The sequence below is a fragment of the Paenibacillus sp. FSL R7-0272 genome, from assembly GCF_037969905.1.
Taxonomy (GTDB): Bacteria; Bacillota; Bacilli; order Paenibacillales; family Paenibacillaceae; genus Paenibacillus; species Paenibacillus polysaccharolyticus.
In genome coordinates, this window is record NZ_CP150221.1 from 4,634,776 (window position 1) to 4,654,436 (window position 19,661).

Genomic DNA, 19,661 nt, shown 5'->3' on the forward strand with positions numbered 1-19,661 from the left:
AATGAATATCTTAATTATTCCCATATTAGGAGGGTATGTATGATGAAACGTTGGCTATCTTTAACTCTAAGTTTTTGTCTGGTTTTTCTGATGGCAGCTCCACTTGCAGAAGGGAAAACGAATCAGGTTGGCTCTAGCGGGCTCTATGAAGTAAGTACAGGGGTTGCTTTGTATGCGAATATTCAAGGAGTGAAAACGTCTCTCCCTACCGTTGTTTTCATTAGCGGATACGGTGACGATTCATCCGTCTGGTCTGGTATCCAATCCAAGATATCCCATAAAACGTTAACGGTTTCTTATGATCGTGCTGGGCTCGGACTTAGTGACGATACTACCAAAGATAAAACAACAAAACAACAGGTGAAAGAGTTACATAAGCTGCTTCGAAAAGCTAATATTCCAGGTCCATATGTACTGGTAGGACACAGCATTGGCGGATTAAATGTGCGAGGATTTGCTGATCGTTATACCAATGAAGTTGCAGGAGCTGTGCTGATCGATGCCTCTCACGAAAAGCAAGAGGAAGCTGTTCTGGCAATCTTGCCGCCCGAATTTATAGAGATGTACCAGTCACAGTTTACTGCGGAAGGGGATTATGCAGAAGTAACCAAGAGCTTTAAATATATCGAAAAACTGCGTGCCAAGGATGCAATGCGGAATTTACCATTAACCGTAATTTCTGCAACAGAACATGGCATGGGACCAGAAATGGAAATCAAATGGGCTGAAATGCAACAAGATTTAGCATCCTTGTCTAATCAGGCTACTCATGTCACTGCGCCAAACTCAGGACACTATGTGTACCTTGAACAACCTGAGCTTGTGCAACAAGCAATCATTTCTATGCTAGAGCAATAACTTATGTATCGGGGTTTCAATCTTCCCTATAGAAATTCATGAAGCTCGCGAATAGCGAGCTTTTTGACTTGCCTGTAACAACTTACCTCGATCAGAGGTGCCTGAGGAAGGATAGTATCTCGCTTAGATAAAAGTAAAAAGAAAACATTATATTGCTATCCGACCGTAATCCTAATTCGGCATTTCATAGTTACACACCACGCTTGCCTCCTGTAGGACATATGTCTCTTTTTCTACGAAAACGATTAAAAAAACTTTATAATCCACTCCAAATGATCGATATACAACAAATGAACATCCGCATATCCCATGATTGCAACCTGAAATCAATCTCAGGAATGCGGCACGGGAGAACAGAATCATACATATAACAGGTTGTTAGGAAAAAGAGAAAGTTCTGTCTAATGGAAAGACAAGAGCTAACAAAGGAGACGAAGATGTGAAGGGACGAACGAGTCACAAACGAAACAAACGCAGTATCTGCGTGAACCTGCTGTTATCTATGCTATTGTTGATCAGCAGTGTGCCGCTATGGCCAAGCAAGGCAGCAAACGCTGCAGCAGAAGGGTCTTATCTCTTATCCCTGAACAGACCGGTGTATAGTTCCTCATCCCTTGGCGGAAATACAGCTGATCATGCCGTGGATGGCAACAAAAATACCCGGTGGGAAAGTGTTTGGCAGCAAGACCCTCAGTGGATTTATGTTGACTTGGGTGCAGTGGCTTCCATCTCGAACATCTCGATTGAGTGGGAAAATGCTTATGCTTCCGCCTTCGACCTTGAAGTGTCCGATGACGAGGTGAACTGGACGCAAGTATACTCCACAACGAAGGGGCAAGGCGGTATGACGGAAGTTGAGGTTTCCGCAAATGCACGATACGTACGTTTGTTCAGTCATGAACGAGCACAGCAGGCCTACGGTGTATCTCTGTACGCGTTCAATGTGTATGGAACGGGCGGAGCAAATCCACCTCCGAAACCGATTGCTACCAACCTTGCCCTTGGTAAATCGGTCATGGCGTCATCGGAAGAGATTGACGAACCTAGCCGCTCCGCCGAAGATAAGGCCAAGATGGAAAAGCGCAATTACGAAGCGCGCAATGTGACAGATGGTGACCCAGGTACACGCTGGTCTTCCATCTACAAGGATCAGGAATGGATTGTTGTGGACCTTGGCGAGCGTCATGAAATCGGAGGAATTTCGCTACAATGGGAAAATGCGTTTGGACGCGCTTATGACATTCAGGTATCGAGCGATGCAAAGCAATGGACTACGTTGTTTCGGGAGCTACACAGTAATGGTGGACGAGATGACATTCCTGTATATGCAGAAGCCAGATATGTAAAGTTCGCAGGACTTGGCCGTGGTACAACCAACGGATATTCGCTCTATGCCTTTGATGTATATGAGTATATTCAAGGTGATGAACAACCGGTCTACACCATTCCGGCTATCCCGGAGATGAGCTCAGTACAGGTTGGGGCCGGCAGTTATGCCATTAATGACATCACGATGCTACAACCGAAAAACCCGAAAAATCGCACAGCCGACATTACCGCTCCGATTCCATCTAATGACTGGTGGCAGTCAATTCTTGTTTCGGATTTAGGCGATGGAAATAGTCTGGTTACACTTCCGTTCAAAAATCGATACACCAAGCAGGGACTTCATATTTTGAATCCTGGTGCAGGATACCTCTCTGCTGACGGCAATTCGATGGATGCAGATGGTGAAGCAGACCTTATCCTGACTACAAGCAGTATGAATCCGGCCAAGGTGAATACCAAGGTAGCCGGATACGGAGATTACTCCGCAAACATTATCATGAGTGATGATGACACGGCGAAGGTCAATACAACCTTTGTCAAAGGCTCCCCTTTCCTGTACAACACGTTCGAGAACCCGGACACGATCCTGCTCCGTTCACCGAATATCACACGTCTCTTTGATGATCAAAACCGTGAGATTGTACTGCAAGACGGGGAATCATGGACAGGCGATCATATCGGTGTAGAAGTCACCAATCAGGACAGAGCACCTTCACCGCAAACCTTTAAAAGAAACTACGGCCTTTATGCACCAGAAGGAACCACATTTGTAAAGCTTGGCAATACACTTAAGATCAACCTGGGATCAAACGAAAATTATTTGTCGCTGGCTACCCTGCCGTCTGCATCAGAATTAGCATACTATTACCAGCATGCCTATGCTTTTGTGACGGATACGAAGGTTGATTACAACTACAACGAGAGCACTTCCCAAGTTACAACAACCTTCAGCTCCGTTACACAAACGAAGCGTGCCAACTTTTCCACCAGCACATTAATGGCTTTGTTCCCGCACCAGTGGAAAATTGCAACAACTCCACTTACGGAGCTCACTTATCCTTCCATTCGCGGGATGATGAAAGTAAGCGAAGGCAACAGCTTTACGACACAGGATCGTTTCTACGGCATTATTCCGCAATTCGTGGAGCCGGATGATCCGACATACTCGCGCGCGCAATTAATCAGCTATCTGGATCAGCTTGATGCAGATACGTCAGGCAATTTAATGAGCGAAGATCCCTACTGGCAGGGGAAAAAGCTTCATCCGCTTGCGCTGGGTGTGCTCATTAGCGACCAGCTTGGGGATCACGAACGTCGGGACCACTACCTGTCCCTGTTAAGAAACATTTTGACAGACTGGTACACTTACTCACCGGATGAACGTCTTCACTCCTATTATTTTTATTACTCAGAGCAATGGGGAACGATCTTCCCTTACGGAAGCGGGTTCGGCGTCAACACCGGGCTGACGGATCATCATTTTACGTATGGCTATTACGTCTTTGCATCTGCGGTGCTGGCTATGTATGATCCAACATTTGTAGAGGATTATGGAGATATGGTTGAGTTGCTGATCCGGGATTACGCCAATCCTTCGCGAACAGATAATCAATTCCCATGGATGCGTAACTTTGATCCCTATTCAGGCCATTCCTGGGCGGGCGGTTATGCCGACAATCGCAGCGGAAACAATCAGGAAGCGGCAGGCGAAGCTCTGTTCAGCTGGGTCGGGCAATATATGTGGGGCGAGGTCACAGGCAATAAAGCCTATCGCGATACAGGCATCTGGGGCTTTGTCACCGAAGAAAAAGCGGCCGAGCAATATTGGTTCAACTACGATGGAGATAACTGGCTGGAAGGATACAAACACGCTACCGTAGGGCATGTATACGGCAGTGCTTACCTGTATGGCACGTACTTCTCCAACGACGCAGAGCATATTTACGGCATTCATTGGCTGCCGCCGGCGGAGTGGATGACCTATTATGGCCGTGATCCGAAGAATACCGCCGCACTATACAACGGTCTGATCAAGGATCTGGGTGGTCAGCAGGAGCGCACATGGCAACACATCATCTGGCCTTTCCAATCCATCGGGGACCCGGAAGCCGCTCTTGCAAAGTGGAATACGAAAGACATGCAGCAAAACGAAGTCTTTAACGCATACTGGTTCATGCACAGTATGGCATCCACGGGAACACGTACAATGGATATTTGGGCTGATTCTCCGGCAGTAACTGTCTACGAAAAGGACGGCGTCTACACAGCGCAAATCTGGAATCCGTCCGATACCGCCAAAACGGTTCGATTTTATAATGCCAGCGGAGCTTTGGGTTCAGCTACCGTCTATGCTAAGGCTCAAGTAAAGGTCAATCCATTAGAAAATACGGTAGTCAAGCAGCCGGATGCTTCACAAGGCGTCACTTATCTGGATCGCAGCTCATGGACAATTACCGCCTCTTCCAGTTCGGAAGCAGTGGAACGCATGATTGATGGAGATTTGGCTACTCGCTGGTCATCTGGACAAACGCAACAGCCTGGAGACTGGCTCCATATTGATCTGGGCAGCGAGCAGATGATGGATACTCTCTTTATGAACTCCGGCAATAACTGGGGTGATTATGCCCGCGGGTACGAGGTTTACGTTTCGAAAGACGATGAGAACTGGAGTAAACCAATTGCACAGGGAACAGGATCGTCTCCGAGCTTGTCCGTCGATTTAGGGATGCGGACTGTGCGTTATATCAAAATTGTATTGACTGCTCCAGCAGACAGTTGGTGGTCCATCTCGGAACTTAAGCTCGCCCGATTTGGTAAATTGGTCCAAGCACCTGAACATCCAAATCCAGCTCCATTGCCCGATCGGTCAACTTGGATCGTGACCGCTTCCTCCACAAAAGGAACCGATATCACGGCTCATATGCTGGATGGAAAAAAAGAGACATTATGGACGAACGGGCGAAAGCAAGCGGAGGGACAATGGATCACGATTGATCTTGGGCAAACAAGTGCTTTTGATGCAGTCGAGTTGGACTCTGGGAACGCCAAGGATGACTATCCACGGCAATATCGCATTTTCGTTTCCGATGACGGGCAAAACTGGGGAACATCCATTGCTGGAGGCGAAGGAGCGTCAGGACGTCTCTCCATCACCTTCCCTGAACAACAGGCCCGTTATGTGAAGATCATGCAGACGGGTGAATCCGACCAATGGTGGTCGATCTCTGAGTTGTTCGTTCAGCACTATGGAACAGGAAAACAAAAACGTCTCCTGCCAGATGCATGGTCCGTCACAGCCTCTTCTAATGAGGAAACTGCAGCAGCGATACTGGATGGTTCGGATCAAACACGCTGGACTTCCGGTCAGACACAAACAGGCGGAGAGTGGATTCAGCTGGATCTGGGCGACTCACAGATTGTGAATCGGATTGTACTGGATAGTGCTCACAGCAGTGAGGATTATGCTCGAGGTTATGAAGTATACACTTCTCTGGATGGCACGGATTGGGGAAACGCTGTAGCTAAGGGGGAAGGAGATAATGCCGTGCTCTCCATTTCTTTCCCTACCCAGGAGGCACGATACATCAAGATAGTTCAGTCCGGAACGGATTCCCACTGGTGGTCTCTAGCAGAAATCGCGGTTTATACCGCCGACCAGACACCATGGGTACCGGATGAACAGGATGATCTGCTACCTACTGAACTGGATCGGACGTCTTGGACAGTTACTGCTTCTACGTCTGAAGACGTTAGCGCACTGCTGGATGATGATCTGAACTCACGCTGGACCTCTGCATCTGCACAACAACGAGACCAATGGATTCAGATTGATCTGGGAAGCATCCAGAATTTCAGCCGGTTAACTATGGACTCAGGTAGCAGCACCAATGACTATGCCCGCAGTTATAAAGTCTTCACTTCAACGGATGGCGAGCAATGGAATTTGGTTTCAGATGCTCTGGGTACAGATTCTGTAATCCCCGTGATGTTTACGACCCAGCAGGCACGATATGTCAAAATTGCTTTGACTTCGGATACTCCCGAGTGGTGGTGGTCTATTGCTGAATTGAGACTGTACCGTTGATACGCTGAACCAATGACTAAACTTTAAAAGATTCAAATTCGGCACATCTTATAACTAAAGATGTAAAAAAGTACAGGGACCTCAAGCCATAATCGGCAGAGATCCCTGTTTCCTTTTGTGATATATGATAGAATGCCCATCGTCAGGCTAATCATTACTTTTTGATTTTACCATCATATCCAAGCTTATAAACAGTACCTTTCTCAAAAGAAAGGAATGCAAGACCATCGCCTACTGTACCTATAAATCGATCATTTGCGTCTAAAGAACGTAGCTTGCTCTTCTTGCCTGTATAACGATTATAAATATACAAGTCACTCTTATTTTTGCCATTCTTGTCTACTGAAAAACTTCGATAATAAAACTTATTATTTATATATGCTACGGGATCAATATACTCTTTAGAGGCAAATGTTTTTTTTATATTTGCATTTAAATCGGAAAAATGACCTTTGTAGCTATAACCTCCATCTACGATCTCCAAAAAAAACATAACATTCCCATAAAATTCGTATAACTCCACACCTTTAGAAGATAAGCTCTTCAACCCTGTACCATCTAAATTCATACGATAAAACTTGTCATTATCCCTGTTTGTATAATAGATATGTCCGTTGTTTATTTTAAAATTATAAAAAGGAGATTTAGACAATATCGTTTGTTCGTTTGAACCATCTGTTTTCATTGAGCCGAAAGACAACGCATCTGGCGTTTCCGCAGTCCTTTCATCTTTAACAAAATAAATCGTATCTCCTACAGCAGTAAACCTTGCAAAATTATCCTCTTTGTTAAGTGAGGTTAATGCCGATCCATCTTTCTTAATTTTAGCCATCTGACGATTCCAAGGGTCTTGCTCATTTTCAATCAGAAAATAGATCCACTCTCCAACCCATTTTACATCTGAAACTCGCTTAGGGAATATAGACTCTGTTTTGCTTCTATTACCTGTGAATGTTGTAACGTTGATGCCCATCAAATCTCCGTCATCTTCATAACCTTCCCATACTAAAGTTTTAGCGGAATCCTCAGCCCCATATACAGGTACTACACCTAACAACATGATCACACTTAATAACGCTACCAACCATTTTCTTCTCATTCTTTTCTCCCTAAATTATGTATTTTTCTACATTAGCTATTGTAAGTTGAATTTAAAAATAGAACAATCCTTTTACTCTACATTCTGGCATCCTCTCCGTTATGAAATAACTACAGACCCTGCATGTAAATGAGGTGAGCATAATTATAAGTAAACTCAGATGAAAGAACCTATCACCATATGGCGAAAGGTTCTTTTTGTGTGTTCTAGAATTGATAAATTGTACTGTAAAAGATTTCATTAAGTGACGGTAAGGCCACCGCTTGCATATCCCGCAATCGTTGAAGCCACATCAACTCCGGCGGTTACTGATGCAGAGAAGACCATAAGCAGACGGTCACCGGCGGCTACCGGGATACTCAAACCTGTAGTCAAACCGCTGGCGATCGTGCCTAATGACAACACGCCTGTCAGTGCTGGTGCCAAAGTTACAAGGGCTCCCGGTACAGCCGTAAACGTATTATTCGGTGTAGTTGAACGGAATAATTGTGCAGTCAGTGTTATTGTAGATCCAACCAAGCTGAGTCCAGCTGTCGTACTGAAATAAGCAGCCAGTGAGGTTATCGTCCCTGCACGCGGAGCAGAGAAAGCAAAGTTCAGCAAGGTTCCAGCAGCGCCTGTGAGATCAATGATTCCTCCATTAATCGTCACTCCAGACGCATTATTACCAAAGCCAACCAAGCTGGAGGTATTCAAAAGTCCGCCCAGCACCGTAGTCAACGAAGCTGGTAACCCAGATGCATAAGGGATAATCGCTCCAGAACCTGTTGCTCCGGTCGCACCAGTCACTCCCGCCAGACCCGTTGCTCCGGTTGCGCCCGTCACTCCTGTCAGACCCGTTGCTCCGGTCGCACCCGTCACTCCTGCCAGACCCGTTGCTCCGGTCGCACCCGTCAATCCTGCCAGACCCGTTGCTCCGGTCGCACCCGTCACTCCTGCCAGACCCGTTGCTCCGGTCGCACCCGTCACTCCTGCTAGACCTGTCGCTCCGGTTGCACCCGTTACTCCTGCTAGACCTGTCGCTCCGGTCGCGCCCGTCACTCCCGCCAGACCTGTCGCTCCGGTCGCGCCCGTCACTCCCGCCAGACCTGTCGCTCCGGTCTCACCCATCACTCCTGCCAGACCTGTTGCTCCGGTCGCACCCGTTACTCCCGCTAGGCCTGTTGCTCCGGTCACACCCGTCACTCCCGCCAGACCCGTTGCTCCGGTTGCGCCAGTCACTCCTGCCAGACCCGTTGCTCCGGTCGCACCCGTCACTCCTGCCAGACCTGTCGCTCCGGTCTCACCCGTCACTCCTGCCAGACCTGTTGCTCCGGTCGCGCCCGTCACTCCTGCCAGACCCGTTGCTCCGGTCGCACCCGTCACTCCTGCCAGACCTGTCGCTCCGGTCTCACCCGTCACTCCTGCCAGACCTGTTGCTCCGGTCGCGCCCGTCACTCCTGCTAGACCTGTCGCTCCGGTTGCACCCGTTGTTCCTGTTGCTCCCGTAGATCCCCCGGTTGCTCCTGCTGGCCCCGTCGCTCCGGTTCCCCCCGTTGCACCAGTCGGACCTGTCGCCCCGGTTACTCCCTGAGCTCCAGTCACACCCGTCGCTCCCGTAGCACCGGTTGCGCCTGTGACTCCTGTCATACTCGGAGTTTCCCCCAGCAACTCAGAAGAAACTAAACGATGTGCTGTTACCAAAGAGCCTGTGCTGCTTTTTCCCCATACGGAGACTTGAAGAGGATCATTAACCGTCGCTGTAGTAGTAAACGTGAATTCAAAGGCATCCAGATTGGCAAAATAGTTGTTCGTTATCACTTGATTTGGTGCGATGTCCAAAGATTCACTGACATACAAAACTCTCAATCCGCCACTCATATAATACCCTTGTATCTGTACAGTTGAGGATGTAACTTCACTGCGGTTATCAATTCTAACCGTTACGGATTGAGTTGGTCTAACACCACTAACAGCGTTATTTTCGATCGGCCCTGTCGATAAAAAGCTCATCGCTACATTCCCTTCTTTCGAAAAAAGTATTTTCTACAGATCTTTAACTGTTTGTTCGTGCTCCACTACCCGGTGTGCATCCACCAATTGACCTGACGCATCTTTGCCCCACACTGAAATTCCGACGTCTCCCACTCGTTCATCGCTTAATCCAAACACAAATTCAAAAGCATCTAGATTTGCAAAATAATTTCGGGTCACTGCTTCATTAGGTGCAATACTGATCACTTCACTTACATACAGCGTTCTTGTTGTACTCAGCACATAACCCTGAACGGATACACTTACCGCATCTACAGCAGCCCGGCTCACCAATTTGATCGTTACCTGTTGTGTCGGTCTAACCCCGGAAACGGCATTATTTTCGATCGGTCCAGTTGATAATATAGCCATTTTCCCATCCCACCTTTTGTGAACCTCTTACTCTAGCATTACTTGACATCATGGATCACATATTAGTCATATTCATTCACTAGATCAGCGGTGTGGACCATAGACAGGGGACAGTTCACCATTATCAAGCCATAAGTGCCATTAACACCTATAACTTCATCCATACAGAGCTTGCAAATATGTATAATCCGTGTTTATTTCAACCCAAAAATGACCGTTCCTCATGAAATGAAGGAGCTACGGCCACCATTGGATACATCTTATTGATGTCACTCTTACAAATGAATAAACCTTCCACCCAACTTTTTCTTACAAATTTTGATAGAAAATGATTGTATTGTGGCAGAAATGTGATATGATATCGTCAAATACAAAAAAACATTTTTAAACAAAAATGAAAAATAATTACATAAAACGAGTCACAACTCTGTTTTTTTCTTTTTAAAACCATTCTATTGAAAGCGATTACATTACACAACAGGACAAATTATATACTTTTTCACACACAAGTTCGTACTTCCCCCACCCTATTCCTGGGTTACCGCTGTCAACTTGCTACAGTAGATAGCTATTCTCTGTACAGGTTGTATGGCTTAAGCCATAGATCACAAACATGTACGATTCAATCGATCTCTTCTTTGAAAGGAGGTGTGATAAAGAACATTTACTCATCATTCTTCTTTTTCTTCTCACTGTAGCTCCCTCATCAAACAGCTCTGTTCAACCATTCAGCGTAACACTCAATAACACTATTCCATACTAATTCAATGGAGGCGAACGTATGAAGATCCGTAAACCATTAGCTCTGCTGATGTCACTAATTTTGATTTTTTCCACTCTACCTGCCGAGTCAAGCTATGCAGCAAATAATGCTGTTGCCAAAACGCCTGTAAATGCCAATCCGCTCGTCGATCACAAATTGGGAGCTGATCCTTACGTACTCGTTCACAACAATCGGGTCTACGTATATATGACAGGGGATACCTACCTCTACAACAACGACGGATCTGTTCGCGAAAACAACTACGGCACCATCGGCAGAATCAGCGTGATCTCCTCGGCTGACATGGTGAACTGGACCGACCACGGCTACATTCCGGTAGCCGGTGCAAACAATGCCAACAATGGACAAGGCATTGCCAGATGGGCAAGCCAGTCTTGGGCACCAGCGATGGCCAAGAAAACCATCGCGGGCAAAGATAAGTTTTTCCTGTATTTCGCCAACTCGGGTGCAGGTATCGGTGTTCTGACTGCTGATTCTCCAATCGGCCCTTGGTCTGATCCACTCGGACGTGCACTTGTCACACATGGAACGCCTGGCATGTCGGGTGTAACTTGGCTCTTTGACCCGGCTGTACTTGTTGATGACGACGGCTCCGCTTATCTGTATGCAGGCGGCGGTATTCCGAACGAAAATAATGCAGCTTCCATTGCAAATCCAAAAACAGCGCGTGTCATTCGTCTTGGCGCCGATATGACCAGTGTAGTTGGTAGTGCCACGACCATTGATGCACCTTATCTGTTCGAAGATTCAGGTATTCATAAGTACAACGGCAAATATTACTATTCATATTGCATCAACTTTGCTGGAAACCATCCGGCAGCCTACCCAAAAGGTGAAATCGGATATATGGTAAGTGACAGCCCGATGGGGCCTTTCACATACAAAGGACATTTCCTCAAAAATCCGGGGGCATTCTTCGGTGTAGGCGGTAACAACCACCATGCCGTGTTCCAGTTTAATAACCAATGGTATGTCGCATATCATGCACAAACAGTGAGTAAAGCCTTCCTCGGTGATGGCAAAGGATACCGTTCTACCCACATCAACAGACTGACACATAACGCAGACGGATCGATTCAGGAAGTGCAAGGGAACATGACCGGTGTGCCTCAGACAGCTAACCTTAATCCGTATAACAGAGTGGAAGCCGAGACCATTGCTTGGCAAGCTGGCATCAATACACAGCCGACTCAAGCAAGCGGTGGACCAACCGCCAACCAAAATGTGACGAATATCAATAATGGGGACTGGGTCGCTGTTAGTAATGTGGATTTTGGTTCAACAGGTGCATCGAAATTCAAGGCCAACGTAGCTTCTACCGGAAATGGTAACATTGAACTCCGCCTTGGCAGCCCGACAGGTACTCTGATCGGCACGCTTAACGTTACTTCAACAGGTGGCATGCAGAACTGGCGTGAGCTCGAAACCAATATCACCAACACAACAGGACGTCATCATCTGTATCTGGTATTTACAGGCTCAGGTAACGGAAATCTGTTCAATCTGGATTACTGGCAGTTTACTTCCGGTTCCGGTGGTAACCCCAATCCAAATCCAAACCCTAATCCAAATCCAAACGTGACTCGCGTTGAAGCGGAAAGCATGACCCTTGCCGGTCAATATGCCGGGTTGATTAGTTCTCCTTTTAACGGTGTGGCGCTCTATGCTAACAATGATTCTGCGTCTTACAATCAATTCTTTGCTAACCCTACACATCAGTTCTCTCTTCGCGGGGCTTCTAACAACAATAGTACAGCCCGTGTTGATCTCGTTATTGGCGGGGTAACCGCTGGTTCGTTCTTTTTTACCGGAACACAGCCAACGGTACAAACTTTGCCGAACATCACACATGCCACAGGGAATCAGGAAATCAAACTGGTTGTGACCACGGATAATGGTACCTGGGATGCTTACATCGATTATCTTGAAATTTCGTAATCATTCATAATGATCTGTCGATTTTGACATTCCAGGAGGGTTAGTTATGTGGAAAAAAATCGGGTTGCTCCTGCTCACACTTCCTCTGCTGTTAACATCATTGCCATTGACCCCGCAGTCTGCCTCTGCGGCAACGTTTAACAATCCGGTCATTTATGCAGATGTGCCGGACAGCGATGTCATCCGCGTGGGCAATACCTTTTATATGACCAGTACCACCATGCATATGAACCCGGGCGTTCCTGTCATGAAGTCAACCGATCTGGTCAACTGGAGCATTGTGAACTATGTATATGACACACTTGGCAACGGTGATGTACAGAACCTGAATAACGGTCAGAACGAATACGGGCGCGGATCTTGGGCCAGTAGCCTTCGCTACAACAATGGCACCTACTACGTCGCATTCGGTTCCCTTTCCACAGGAAGAACGTACATCTATCAGACTAGTAATATCGAAACTGGACCATGGACGCCTTACACGTTGAACAGTTATTACCATGATCCCTCCCTGCTCTTTGACGGAAACCGTACGTTTCTTGTCCACGGCAGTGATAACATCAGCATCGTTGAGTTAACACCTGATGCCAAAGCTGTGAAATCCGGCGGTCTGAATCAGGTGCTGATCCCGAATGCTAGTCATATCGCTGGCTCCAATATGATTGTAAAAGCAGAAGGCGCACACATTCAGAAGATTAATGGCATGTATTACGTCTTCCTGATTGCTTGGCCATCCGGTGATGGACGAATCCAGCTCGCCTATCGTGCGAACTCATTGACAGGGCCGTATACTGGCAAAGTGGTGCTCAGAGATTCGGGCATCGCGCAAGGAGGTATCGTGGATACCGCTTCTGGTGCATGGTATGGTTTCCTGTTTCGCGACCGAGGAGCCGTTGGACGCATTCCATATCTGGTACCGGTAACCTGGTCGGATAACTGGCCCGTATTCGGGGTGAATGGCAAAGTTCCATTGACAATGAACATGCCTGTGGAAGGACAACCAGCCGCTAAAATCTTCGGTTCAGATGAGTTTAATGCGCCTTCGGGTACATCTACTCTCTCGAAATTCTGGCAATGGAATCATAATCCTGACCCGTCAAAATGGTCCTTGAGCCAGCGTCCAGGCTTCATGCGGCTGACCACAGGCAAGCTCAGCAAAAATATATTGGAGGCTCGCAATACGTTGACACAACGCACGTTTGGGCCAAAAAGTACAGGCATTACCGCCTTGGAAACGGCAGGTATGAAGGATGGCGATTATGCCGGCCTAGCCGCTTTTCAGGCCAAATATGGCTTTGTAGGCGTTAAGATGACAGGCAATACCAAGTCAATCGTAATGACAAATGCCAGTTCCGGCACGATGACAGAGGTGGCAAGTGTGCCCCTGAACCAGAATAAAATTTATCTGCGGGTCATCTGTGACTTCACCAATCAGACAGATAAAGCCTATTTTGCTTATAGTCTGAATGGAACGAACTGGACAACCATTGGCAATACGCTACAGATGTCCTATACGTTGCCACACTTTATGGGTTATCGCTTTGCATTGTTTAACTATGCAACCAAATCTACCGGAGGCTACGCTGATTTTGACTTCTTCCGTGTGGAGTAAGCGTGATGAACGTACTGCTGATCTTTAGGATCAGTACTGCGAATTGAAGTCCACTTGAAGTACAACTGTGACCTGGAATTCCGCTATATGCGGAGCCAGGTCATTTTCATTATTTTTACGGAAACATCTCACTTGAACGCTTTAATATATTGGATATACGCTTCAGCACTGTGGTTAATCTCTTCATCACTTGCCTGGAATGAGGCACCAAAGACAGCGTAATGCGGCAGTGCAGTAACGCCCACATGATTCATGCTTGCCTTGAACGGTGCAATCAGTTCTTCTACACTAAAACCTACCGGCTGTCCTTTTCCGTAATTCTCCCGCTGATCCCCGATTGTCATTGCCAGTCCCATCTGCTTTCCATGCAATCGATTGCCCTTTGATCCATAAGCCCATCCATGCGTGAATACTTCATCCAGCCATTTTTTGAGTAACGGCGGGTAACTGTACCAATAGAACGGAAACTGCAAGATAATATGATCATGTGCCTCCAGTAGCTCCTGTTCGTGAGCAATGTCGATGTTCCAGTCAGGATAAGCTTGATATAATTCGTGGATATTCACCTCATCTGGGTGCTGCTCCAGCTCCATTTTCCAGCGGCGATTCACTCTTGAAGTTGTCATATTCGGATGTGCCAGAATAACCAGTGTTTTCATTGCATGCCTTCCTCTCTCCAAAACAATTTGATTTCTTTCCTTGATATACGGATCATTATCCACCCCGTCACCCCAAAAGAAAATACACACAATGAAGTAAGATACTTACCTCAAGGTGTGTATGGACTTCTGTTTTGTAACTGTGAGAAAATAAATAGTTATCCCTGTAAATACGTATAAATACAACGAGGTGATATGAATGAAGGAATATCGTTTGGGCATTGAAGCCACACTCGAAATCATTGGCGGCAAATGGAAATCCATCATCATCTGTTTATTAATGTCCGGTGTCAAAAGAACAGGAGAATTAGAGCGCAGCATGCCCGGCATTTCTCAAAAAGTACTGATTCAACAATTACGCGAACTAGAACGCGATGGTCTTGTCACAAGACATGTTTATCAGCAAATGCCGCCCAAGGTGGAGTACAGTCTTACGGAATATGGTGTGACAGCAAATACAATTGTGGATGTGATGTGTACCTGGGGAAGAGATAATATTGCGCTCAGGCAGCAACGAGGAGAAGACATTGTTTTGTTATCTGATGAACAAACGGAGCTCTACGAATGAAGCATCTCTCATGTAACCTTCATCTCCCATATCCCTCTTATATAGTAAAATATCATTATCATTATTAATTTTGATGTAGGTTGGATTCCTCTTATACCCCACTCATTTGAAGTAACGCCTTTGCCATAGCAAACAGGACGCTGGAGTAATGAATCCCATCTGTGCCATCAGGAGGTTTTTACGTATGAAAAAATATATTGTATTTGGTGCCAGTAAAGGATTGGGAGACGCATTTGTCCGCGGGGTGCCGCAGGCAGGAGATAAAGTGTGGGTTGTATCCCGCAGCAAACCAGAAAGTCTGCAACTGGAGGACGGTGTACAGCGCGTATGGATTCAGGCCGATCTCTCGGAGCTTCAGGCTGCCAAACAGATTGCAGAGCAGCTACGCAACGAAACGTTGGATGTGCTTATTTATAACGTAGGTATTTGGGAAAAGGAAGGATTTGAGGAACACTACACCTTTGATCAGGATGAGCCTTCTGATATCCAAGAGCTGATCCATGTGAATATAACGTCCACCATTGTATGCATCCAAGCTCTACTGCCTCAGCTTCGCAAGTCTGCCGCAGGCAAGATCATTCTCATCGGCTCTACAGCAGGCCTAAGCAATGCGGGGAATACTCAGGTTTCTTTTGTTGCCTCCAAATTTGCGATCCGTGGAATTACAGAAGCATTGAGAGAACATACCCGGCGGGATCACATCGCCGTAACCTGCATTAATCCGGGAGAACTGGCAGCAGAGATCCCCTATGAAGAAGGAATGGAACGCGCACTATCCGAGTATGGCGGAACGCGCATTCCGCTTCAAGACATGGTTTCGATCGTCCGGTGTATCGTCAGCCTGTCCAATGCAGCCTGTGTGAAAGAGATTAACGTTCCTGCCCTTACGGATATCAATACGTAGTAAACAGGATTGATCTATTGTATTATATTCGCGTTTCTTCACATTAAATATTGAGATAAATGTTCGATCGCCATCGATTGTACTCTTTGTTGTTCAGGAATATGTTCATAGATAATATGTGACTTCCCCTGTTGGATCAGCTGTTCCCGTATGGCTGCAATGCGCCCTTTATTAAAGTCAATAAAGCGGAAATCCACCTGCCGAAGCCGCTCAAGCTCTGCCAGTCTAATAAATGAAGCGGCTTTGATGGCTATATTGATCTCTTTCAGCTCCAAAACTTCCAGTGCACGGGCTGTCCATAAACACTCGATATCTTGAAGCGATTTCATGTAAACCAGTTCAAGCTGTCTGAGCCGGGGCATCTGCGAGAAATCACAACATTGTTCCAGCTTCGGCAAGGATACATGCAAATACTCAAGTCCGTGCATCTGCTCTAGTCCCTGGATACTCATCAATTTCCGCACCGAGCTAAGCTTGAGCATCCGAATGGTGGACTGTGCCAGTACATCAAGCTCACTCTTTAACTCACAATGATCAAGGGACACATACTGTAGTTTCCGCAATTCTGTTAAAATCTCGAGACAGTCCACCGGGCAGTTCAGGATGACGGTCTCTAGACTTTGACATTTTCTTATCACGGTCATGCCTTTACATTTACCGTGCAGTTCAAGATACGTTAACTGTTGATAGTGCTCGATAAAACTCAGATCGATCGCTTTGGCGGGTGAATTCACTCTCAGAAATACCAGTTGCTTCAACGCTCCGAGAATTGTCAGATCCTGCACCTGTGCACAGTCCAGCTGTAAAGCGGATACATGTTTCAACTGCGCTAATCGCCCAAGAAAGCTCGATGGATACTCCGCTTTAGGATCCGCATTCGAAATATGAAGAATCAGATCATGCCTGGCTGCAAAAACGTTCATATCCAATTCGGTCAAATCCTCATACGTATCCACGCCAACACGATAATGAACCGTTGCCCTACGGCGCAAATGCTGCACCGCCTGGTTCATTTTTTCTTCATTCCATGGCATTCCCTGTATCGAAGCATGCCAAATCGAGGTCATTTGCCATCCTCCCATTCCATCTGGTTTACATCCTATCCTAACTCCATTCCATTTCATTCCATTATAAACAACCTTCCCTAAACGAACCACCCAACGATGTTCTGGCTTTTCATTAAATTTTTTTTCATTCGACAAAAATATACATAAATCTATATTATATGCCGACATATAACTCAGGAGTTGGGAACTTCTTATTAAGAATCTGGGGAGATGGAATATGTTAAAGACTTTAAAAAGGCGGGGGAAAACAGGAGCTCGTACATCCAGTATGGCGAACACACTGGCTCTTGTGCTACTCATCATTATTGTTGTCGTATTCGCTGTACTCGGAACATTCATGTTCACAAGTACACGGAACATTCTGGTTCAACAGCAGGAATCCATGCTCCAGACCAAAACACAAGCGATTGTCAGTGAGTTCGATGCCCTATTCAAGGAAAAAGGCTCACTCGTTAAACAAATGTCCACTAATAAATTATTCAGGCAATACATAGAAACAACGAAATCAGCCGCAGAAGCAGCCACTTCTACTTATGCTGCAGAAACAAGGGATACACTGGCCAAGATTGTAGAGGCAGAGCCCTCCTTCAACGATGCTTGGATTGGCGGTATGGATGGTAAAGGCTTCTGGATACAAAATGACGGGGTCGTTTCAGCACCGGATTTCGATATCCAGGCACGCCCTTACTACCAACCGGTGAAAGACACCGATGGACTTTATTTTTCTGATCCGTACATTGACATTTCGGCAGGCAAAGTACTCATGGGTATTTTTTATCCAATCAAGGATGATAACAACAACATGATCGGTTTTGCCGCAGCAGATATTCTGTTTAGTAACATCCCGAGTATTATGGAGAGTTACTCTCTGGGTAGCACCGGGTATTCCATATTGTTATCCAAGAATGGGGATATTCTGTATCATCCGGACGAGAGTAAAGTTCTGAAGGAAAATATCAAGAACACTACAGGTGATATGGGAGAAGTCGGTAAAAAAATGATCGCTGGTGAATCCGGTATACAGCTGATCAACGACAATGGGGAACGTCGTTACGTCGGGTATGCAACCAGTAAAGACACGGGATGGTCCGTAGGTCTGACGATTACGGAGAAAGAAGTTTTAGCAGAACTCAGAACATTCACCTGGATTACCCTTGGCGGTTTTGCTGCAGCTGCAATTCTTTTGGTCATTATCAGTTACATTACGCTTCGTCGTCTATTGCGCACCATCCCGCAGCTACTTAGTAAGATCAAACAGATTGAGCAAGGTGATTTAACCGTTGAACTGGATATCAAATCCAATAATGAGATTGGGCAAATTGCGACTGGCCTGAACTCCATGGTGAAGAAGATTCAAGACATGTTGAAGATTGTTGGTAATTCTGCTCAAGTGCTGAATCATTCATCCAATGACTTGCAGTCGATATCCTCCAGAACTGCTGTAACCATGAACGATACATCTACGGCGATCAATGAGATCGCGAATGCAACCAATTATCAGTCGATTGAAACGGAGAACATTTTACGTAAAACAGGCTCATTATCAAGCCAAATTGATGAAATTGCCGCTGATGCACAAGCGATGGGGTCTATGGTGCAAACCTCTGTTGATCAAAGCGGCCAAGGACTTGCGGTTGTGGAGCAACTGTCCAAATGGTCTGCGGAGAACCACAGTTCCACTCAATCCATCTCTTCCATTATTCAAGAGATCGATCAGAGCCGGAATGAGATTTCCAGTTTTGTAGATACGGTAAAACAAATTGCTTCTCAGACCAATTTGCTTGCGCTTAATGCTTCTATTGAAGCTGCACGCGCCGGGGAACATGGCCGAGGATTCGCTGTCGTTGCAGAAGAAGTTCGCAAACTGGCAGAACAAACGGCTCAAGCTACAGAGGAGATTAACAAAAAAGTAAGTGTCATTGAAGAGAAAACATCCTTGTCTGTAGAACACACGATGCGAGGAATGAAAATTGCCGAAGAGAATACCAAGTCTGTAGAAGACACCAAGCAGGTGTTCTACAACATCAATAAAGATTTGGAAGAACTGAAGCTGCGTATGGCACAGATCACGAACAGCACCTCTAGTGTGCATCAGCACAAAGATGAGATTTTTCAGGCGCTGGAGATCATCTCTTCCACTACTGAAGAGAACTCTGCCTCCACGGAAGAAGTCAGCGCGAGCACACAGGAACAACTGGAAAGTATTCAACAAGTGGCGGATCTGTCCAATCAGTTGAATCAACTATCTGCTAAACTGCAGGAAGAATTGAGTCATTTTAAAGTGGAATAAGCTGTACTCCCCTCCTGCTCTTCTCTTTTGTACGCGATCCATTTATTATTAAATACATGCGTACGAAGAGCACTGGAGGCTGAT

The 19,661-nt window shown here is 46.2% G+C and carries 12 protein-coding genes; 7 read left to right on the forward strand and 5 right to left on the reverse strand.

What is annotated here, in order from left to right; genetic code table 11:
• The first annotated feature begins 39 nt into the window (after nt 1–39).
• Both MKY23_RS20565 and MKY23_RS20570 read left to right on the forward strand, forming a co-directional pair.
• Nucleotides 40–858, forward strand: coding sequence for an alpha/beta hydrolase (locus MKY23_RS20565; RefSeq protein ID WP_339831841.1), 819 nt, complete (start codon nt 40–42; stop codon nt 856–858).
• A 439-nt stretch (nt 859–1,297) separates the two neighbouring features.
• The gene (locus MKY23_RS20570) at nt 1,298–6,271 is read left to right on the forward strand and encodes a discoidin domain-containing protein (protein WP_339831843.1); all 4,974 of its coding nucleotides are present in this window, start codon (nt 1,298–1,300) and stop codon (nt 6,269–6,271) included.
• Between the two features lie 154 nt (nt 6,272–6,425).
• Here MKY23_RS20570 and MKY23_RS20575 read toward each other — a convergent pair whose 3' ends face one another.
• The 3 genes from MKY23_RS20575 to MKY23_RS20585 form a co-directional block, all read right to left on the reverse strand.
• Nucleotides 6,426–7,370, reverse strand: coding sequence for a DUF5050 domain-containing protein (locus MKY23_RS20575; protein ID WP_339831845.1), 945 nt, complete (start codon nt 7,368–7,370; stop codon nt 6,426–6,428).
• A 240-nt stretch (nt 7,371–7,610) separates the two neighbouring features.
• The gene (locus tag MKY23_RS20580; RefSeq protein ID WP_339831847.1) at nt 7,611–9,362 is read right to left on the reverse strand and encodes an exosporium glycoprotein BclB-related protein; all 1,752 of its coding nucleotides are present in this window, start codon (nt 9,360–9,362) and stop codon (nt 7,611–7,613) included.
• 33 nt (nt 9,363–9,395) lie between these two features.
• Entirely contained in the window at nt 9,396–9,755 is a 360-nt protein-coding gene (locus MKY23_RS20585; RefSeq protein ID WP_154983262.1) for a hypothetical protein, read from the reverse strand.
• 781 nt (nt 9,756–10,536) lie between these two features.
• On the opposite strand from MKY23_RS20585, the gene MKY23_RS20590 reads away from it, so the two are divergent.
• Both MKY23_RS20590 and MKY23_RS20595 read left to right on the forward strand, forming a co-directional pair.
• Nucleotides 10,537–12,477, forward strand: coding sequence for a carbohydrate-binding protein (locus MKY23_RS20590; protein WP_154957850.1), 1,941 nt, complete (start codon nt 10,537–10,539; stop codon nt 12,475–12,477).
• Between the two features lie 46 nt (nt 12,478–12,523).
• Nucleotides 12,524–14,089 (forward strand): glycoside hydrolase 43 family protein, encoded by a 1,566-nt coding sequence (locus tag MKY23_RS20595; protein ID WP_154983263.1) that lies wholly within the window; start codon nt 12,524–12,526, stop codon nt 14,087–14,089.
• Between the two features lie 128 nt (nt 14,090–14,217).
• On the opposite strand, the gene MKY23_RS20600 is transcribed toward MKY23_RS20595, so the two are convergent.
• Nucleotides 14,218–14,748, reverse strand: coding sequence for an NAD(P)H-dependent oxidoreductase (locus MKY23_RS20600; protein ID WP_154983264.1), 531 nt, complete (start codon nt 14,746–14,748; stop codon nt 14,218–14,220).
• Nucleotides 14,749–14,947: 199 nt separating this feature from the next.
• On the opposite strand from MKY23_RS20600, the gene MKY23_RS20605 reads away from it, so the two are divergent.
• Both MKY23_RS20605 and MKY23_RS20610 read left to right on the forward strand, forming a co-directional pair.
• Complete coding sequence (locus MKY23_RS20605; protein WP_154887885.1) at nt 14,948–15,316, forward strand: helix-turn-helix domain-containing protein; 369 nt, start codon at nt 14,948–14,950, stop codon at nt 15,314–15,316.
• Between the two features lie 184 nt (nt 15,317–15,500).
• The gene (locus MKY23_RS20610) at nt 15,501–16,220 is read left to right on the forward strand and encodes an SDR family oxidoreductase (protein WP_090915079.1); all 720 of its coding nucleotides are present in this window, start codon (nt 15,501–15,503) and stop codon (nt 16,218–16,220) included.
• Nucleotides 16,221–16,258: 38 nt separating this feature from the next.
• Here MKY23_RS20610 and MKY23_RS20615 read toward each other — a convergent pair whose 3' ends face one another.
• A complete protein-coding gene (locus MKY23_RS20615) occupies nt 16,259–17,287 on the reverse strand; it encodes a hypothetical protein (protein WP_339831854.1) in 1,029 nt (342 codons plus the stop codon).
• A 217-nt stretch (nt 17,288–17,504) separates the two neighbouring features.
• On the opposite strand from MKY23_RS20615, the gene MKY23_RS20620 reads away from it, so the two are divergent.
• Nucleotides 17,505–19,577, forward strand: a complete 2,073-nt coding sequence (locus MKY23_RS20620; RefSeq protein WP_221788155.1) for a methyl-accepting chemotaxis protein — start codon at nt 17,505–17,507, stop codon at nt 19,575–19,577.
• Nucleotides 19,578–19,661 lie beyond the last annotated feature (84 nt).

Coding starts and splice junctions, on each gene's coding strand:
- MKY23_RS20565 (WP_339831841.1), top strand. CDS start 40: ATGATGAAACGTTGGCTATCTTTAACTCTAAGTTTTTGTCTGGTTTTT.
- MKY23_RS20575 (WP_339831845.1), bottom strand. CDS start 7,370: ATGAGAAGAAAATGGTTGGTAGCGTTATTAAGTGTGATCATGTTGTTA.
- MKY23_RS20580 (WP_339831847.1), bottom strand. CDS start 9,362: ATGAGCTTTTTATCGACAGGGCCGATCGAAAATAACGCTGTTAGTGGT.
- MKY23_RS20585 (WP_154983262.1), bottom strand. CDS start 9,755: ATGGCTATATTATCAACTGGACCGATCGAAAATAATGCCGTTTCCGGG.
- MKY23_RS20590 (WP_154957850.1), top strand. CDS start 10,537: ATGAAGATCCGTAAACCATTAGCTCTGCTGATGTCACTAATTTTGATT.
- MKY23_RS20595 (WP_154983263.1), top strand. CDS start 12,524: ATGTGGAAAAAAATCGGGTTGCTCCTGCTCACACTTCCTCTGCTGTTA.
- MKY23_RS20600 (WP_154983264.1), bottom strand. CDS start 14,748: ATGAAAACACTGGTTATTCTGGCACATCCGAATATGACAACTTCAAGA.
- MKY23_RS20605 (WP_154887885.1), top strand. CDS start 14,948: ATGAAGGAATATCGTTTGGGCATTGAAGCCACACTCGAAATCATTGGC.
- MKY23_RS20610 (WP_090915079.1), top strand. CDS start 15,501: ATGAAAAAATATATTGTATTTGGTGCCAGTAAAGGATTGGGAGACGCA.
- MKY23_RS20615 (WP_339831854.1), bottom strand. CDS start 17,287: ATGACCTCGATTTGGCATGCTTCGATACAGGGAATGCCATGGAATGAA.
- MKY23_RS20620 (WP_221788155.1), top strand. CDS start 17,505: ATGTTAAAGACTTTAAAAAGGCGGGGGAAAACAGGAGCTCGTACATCC.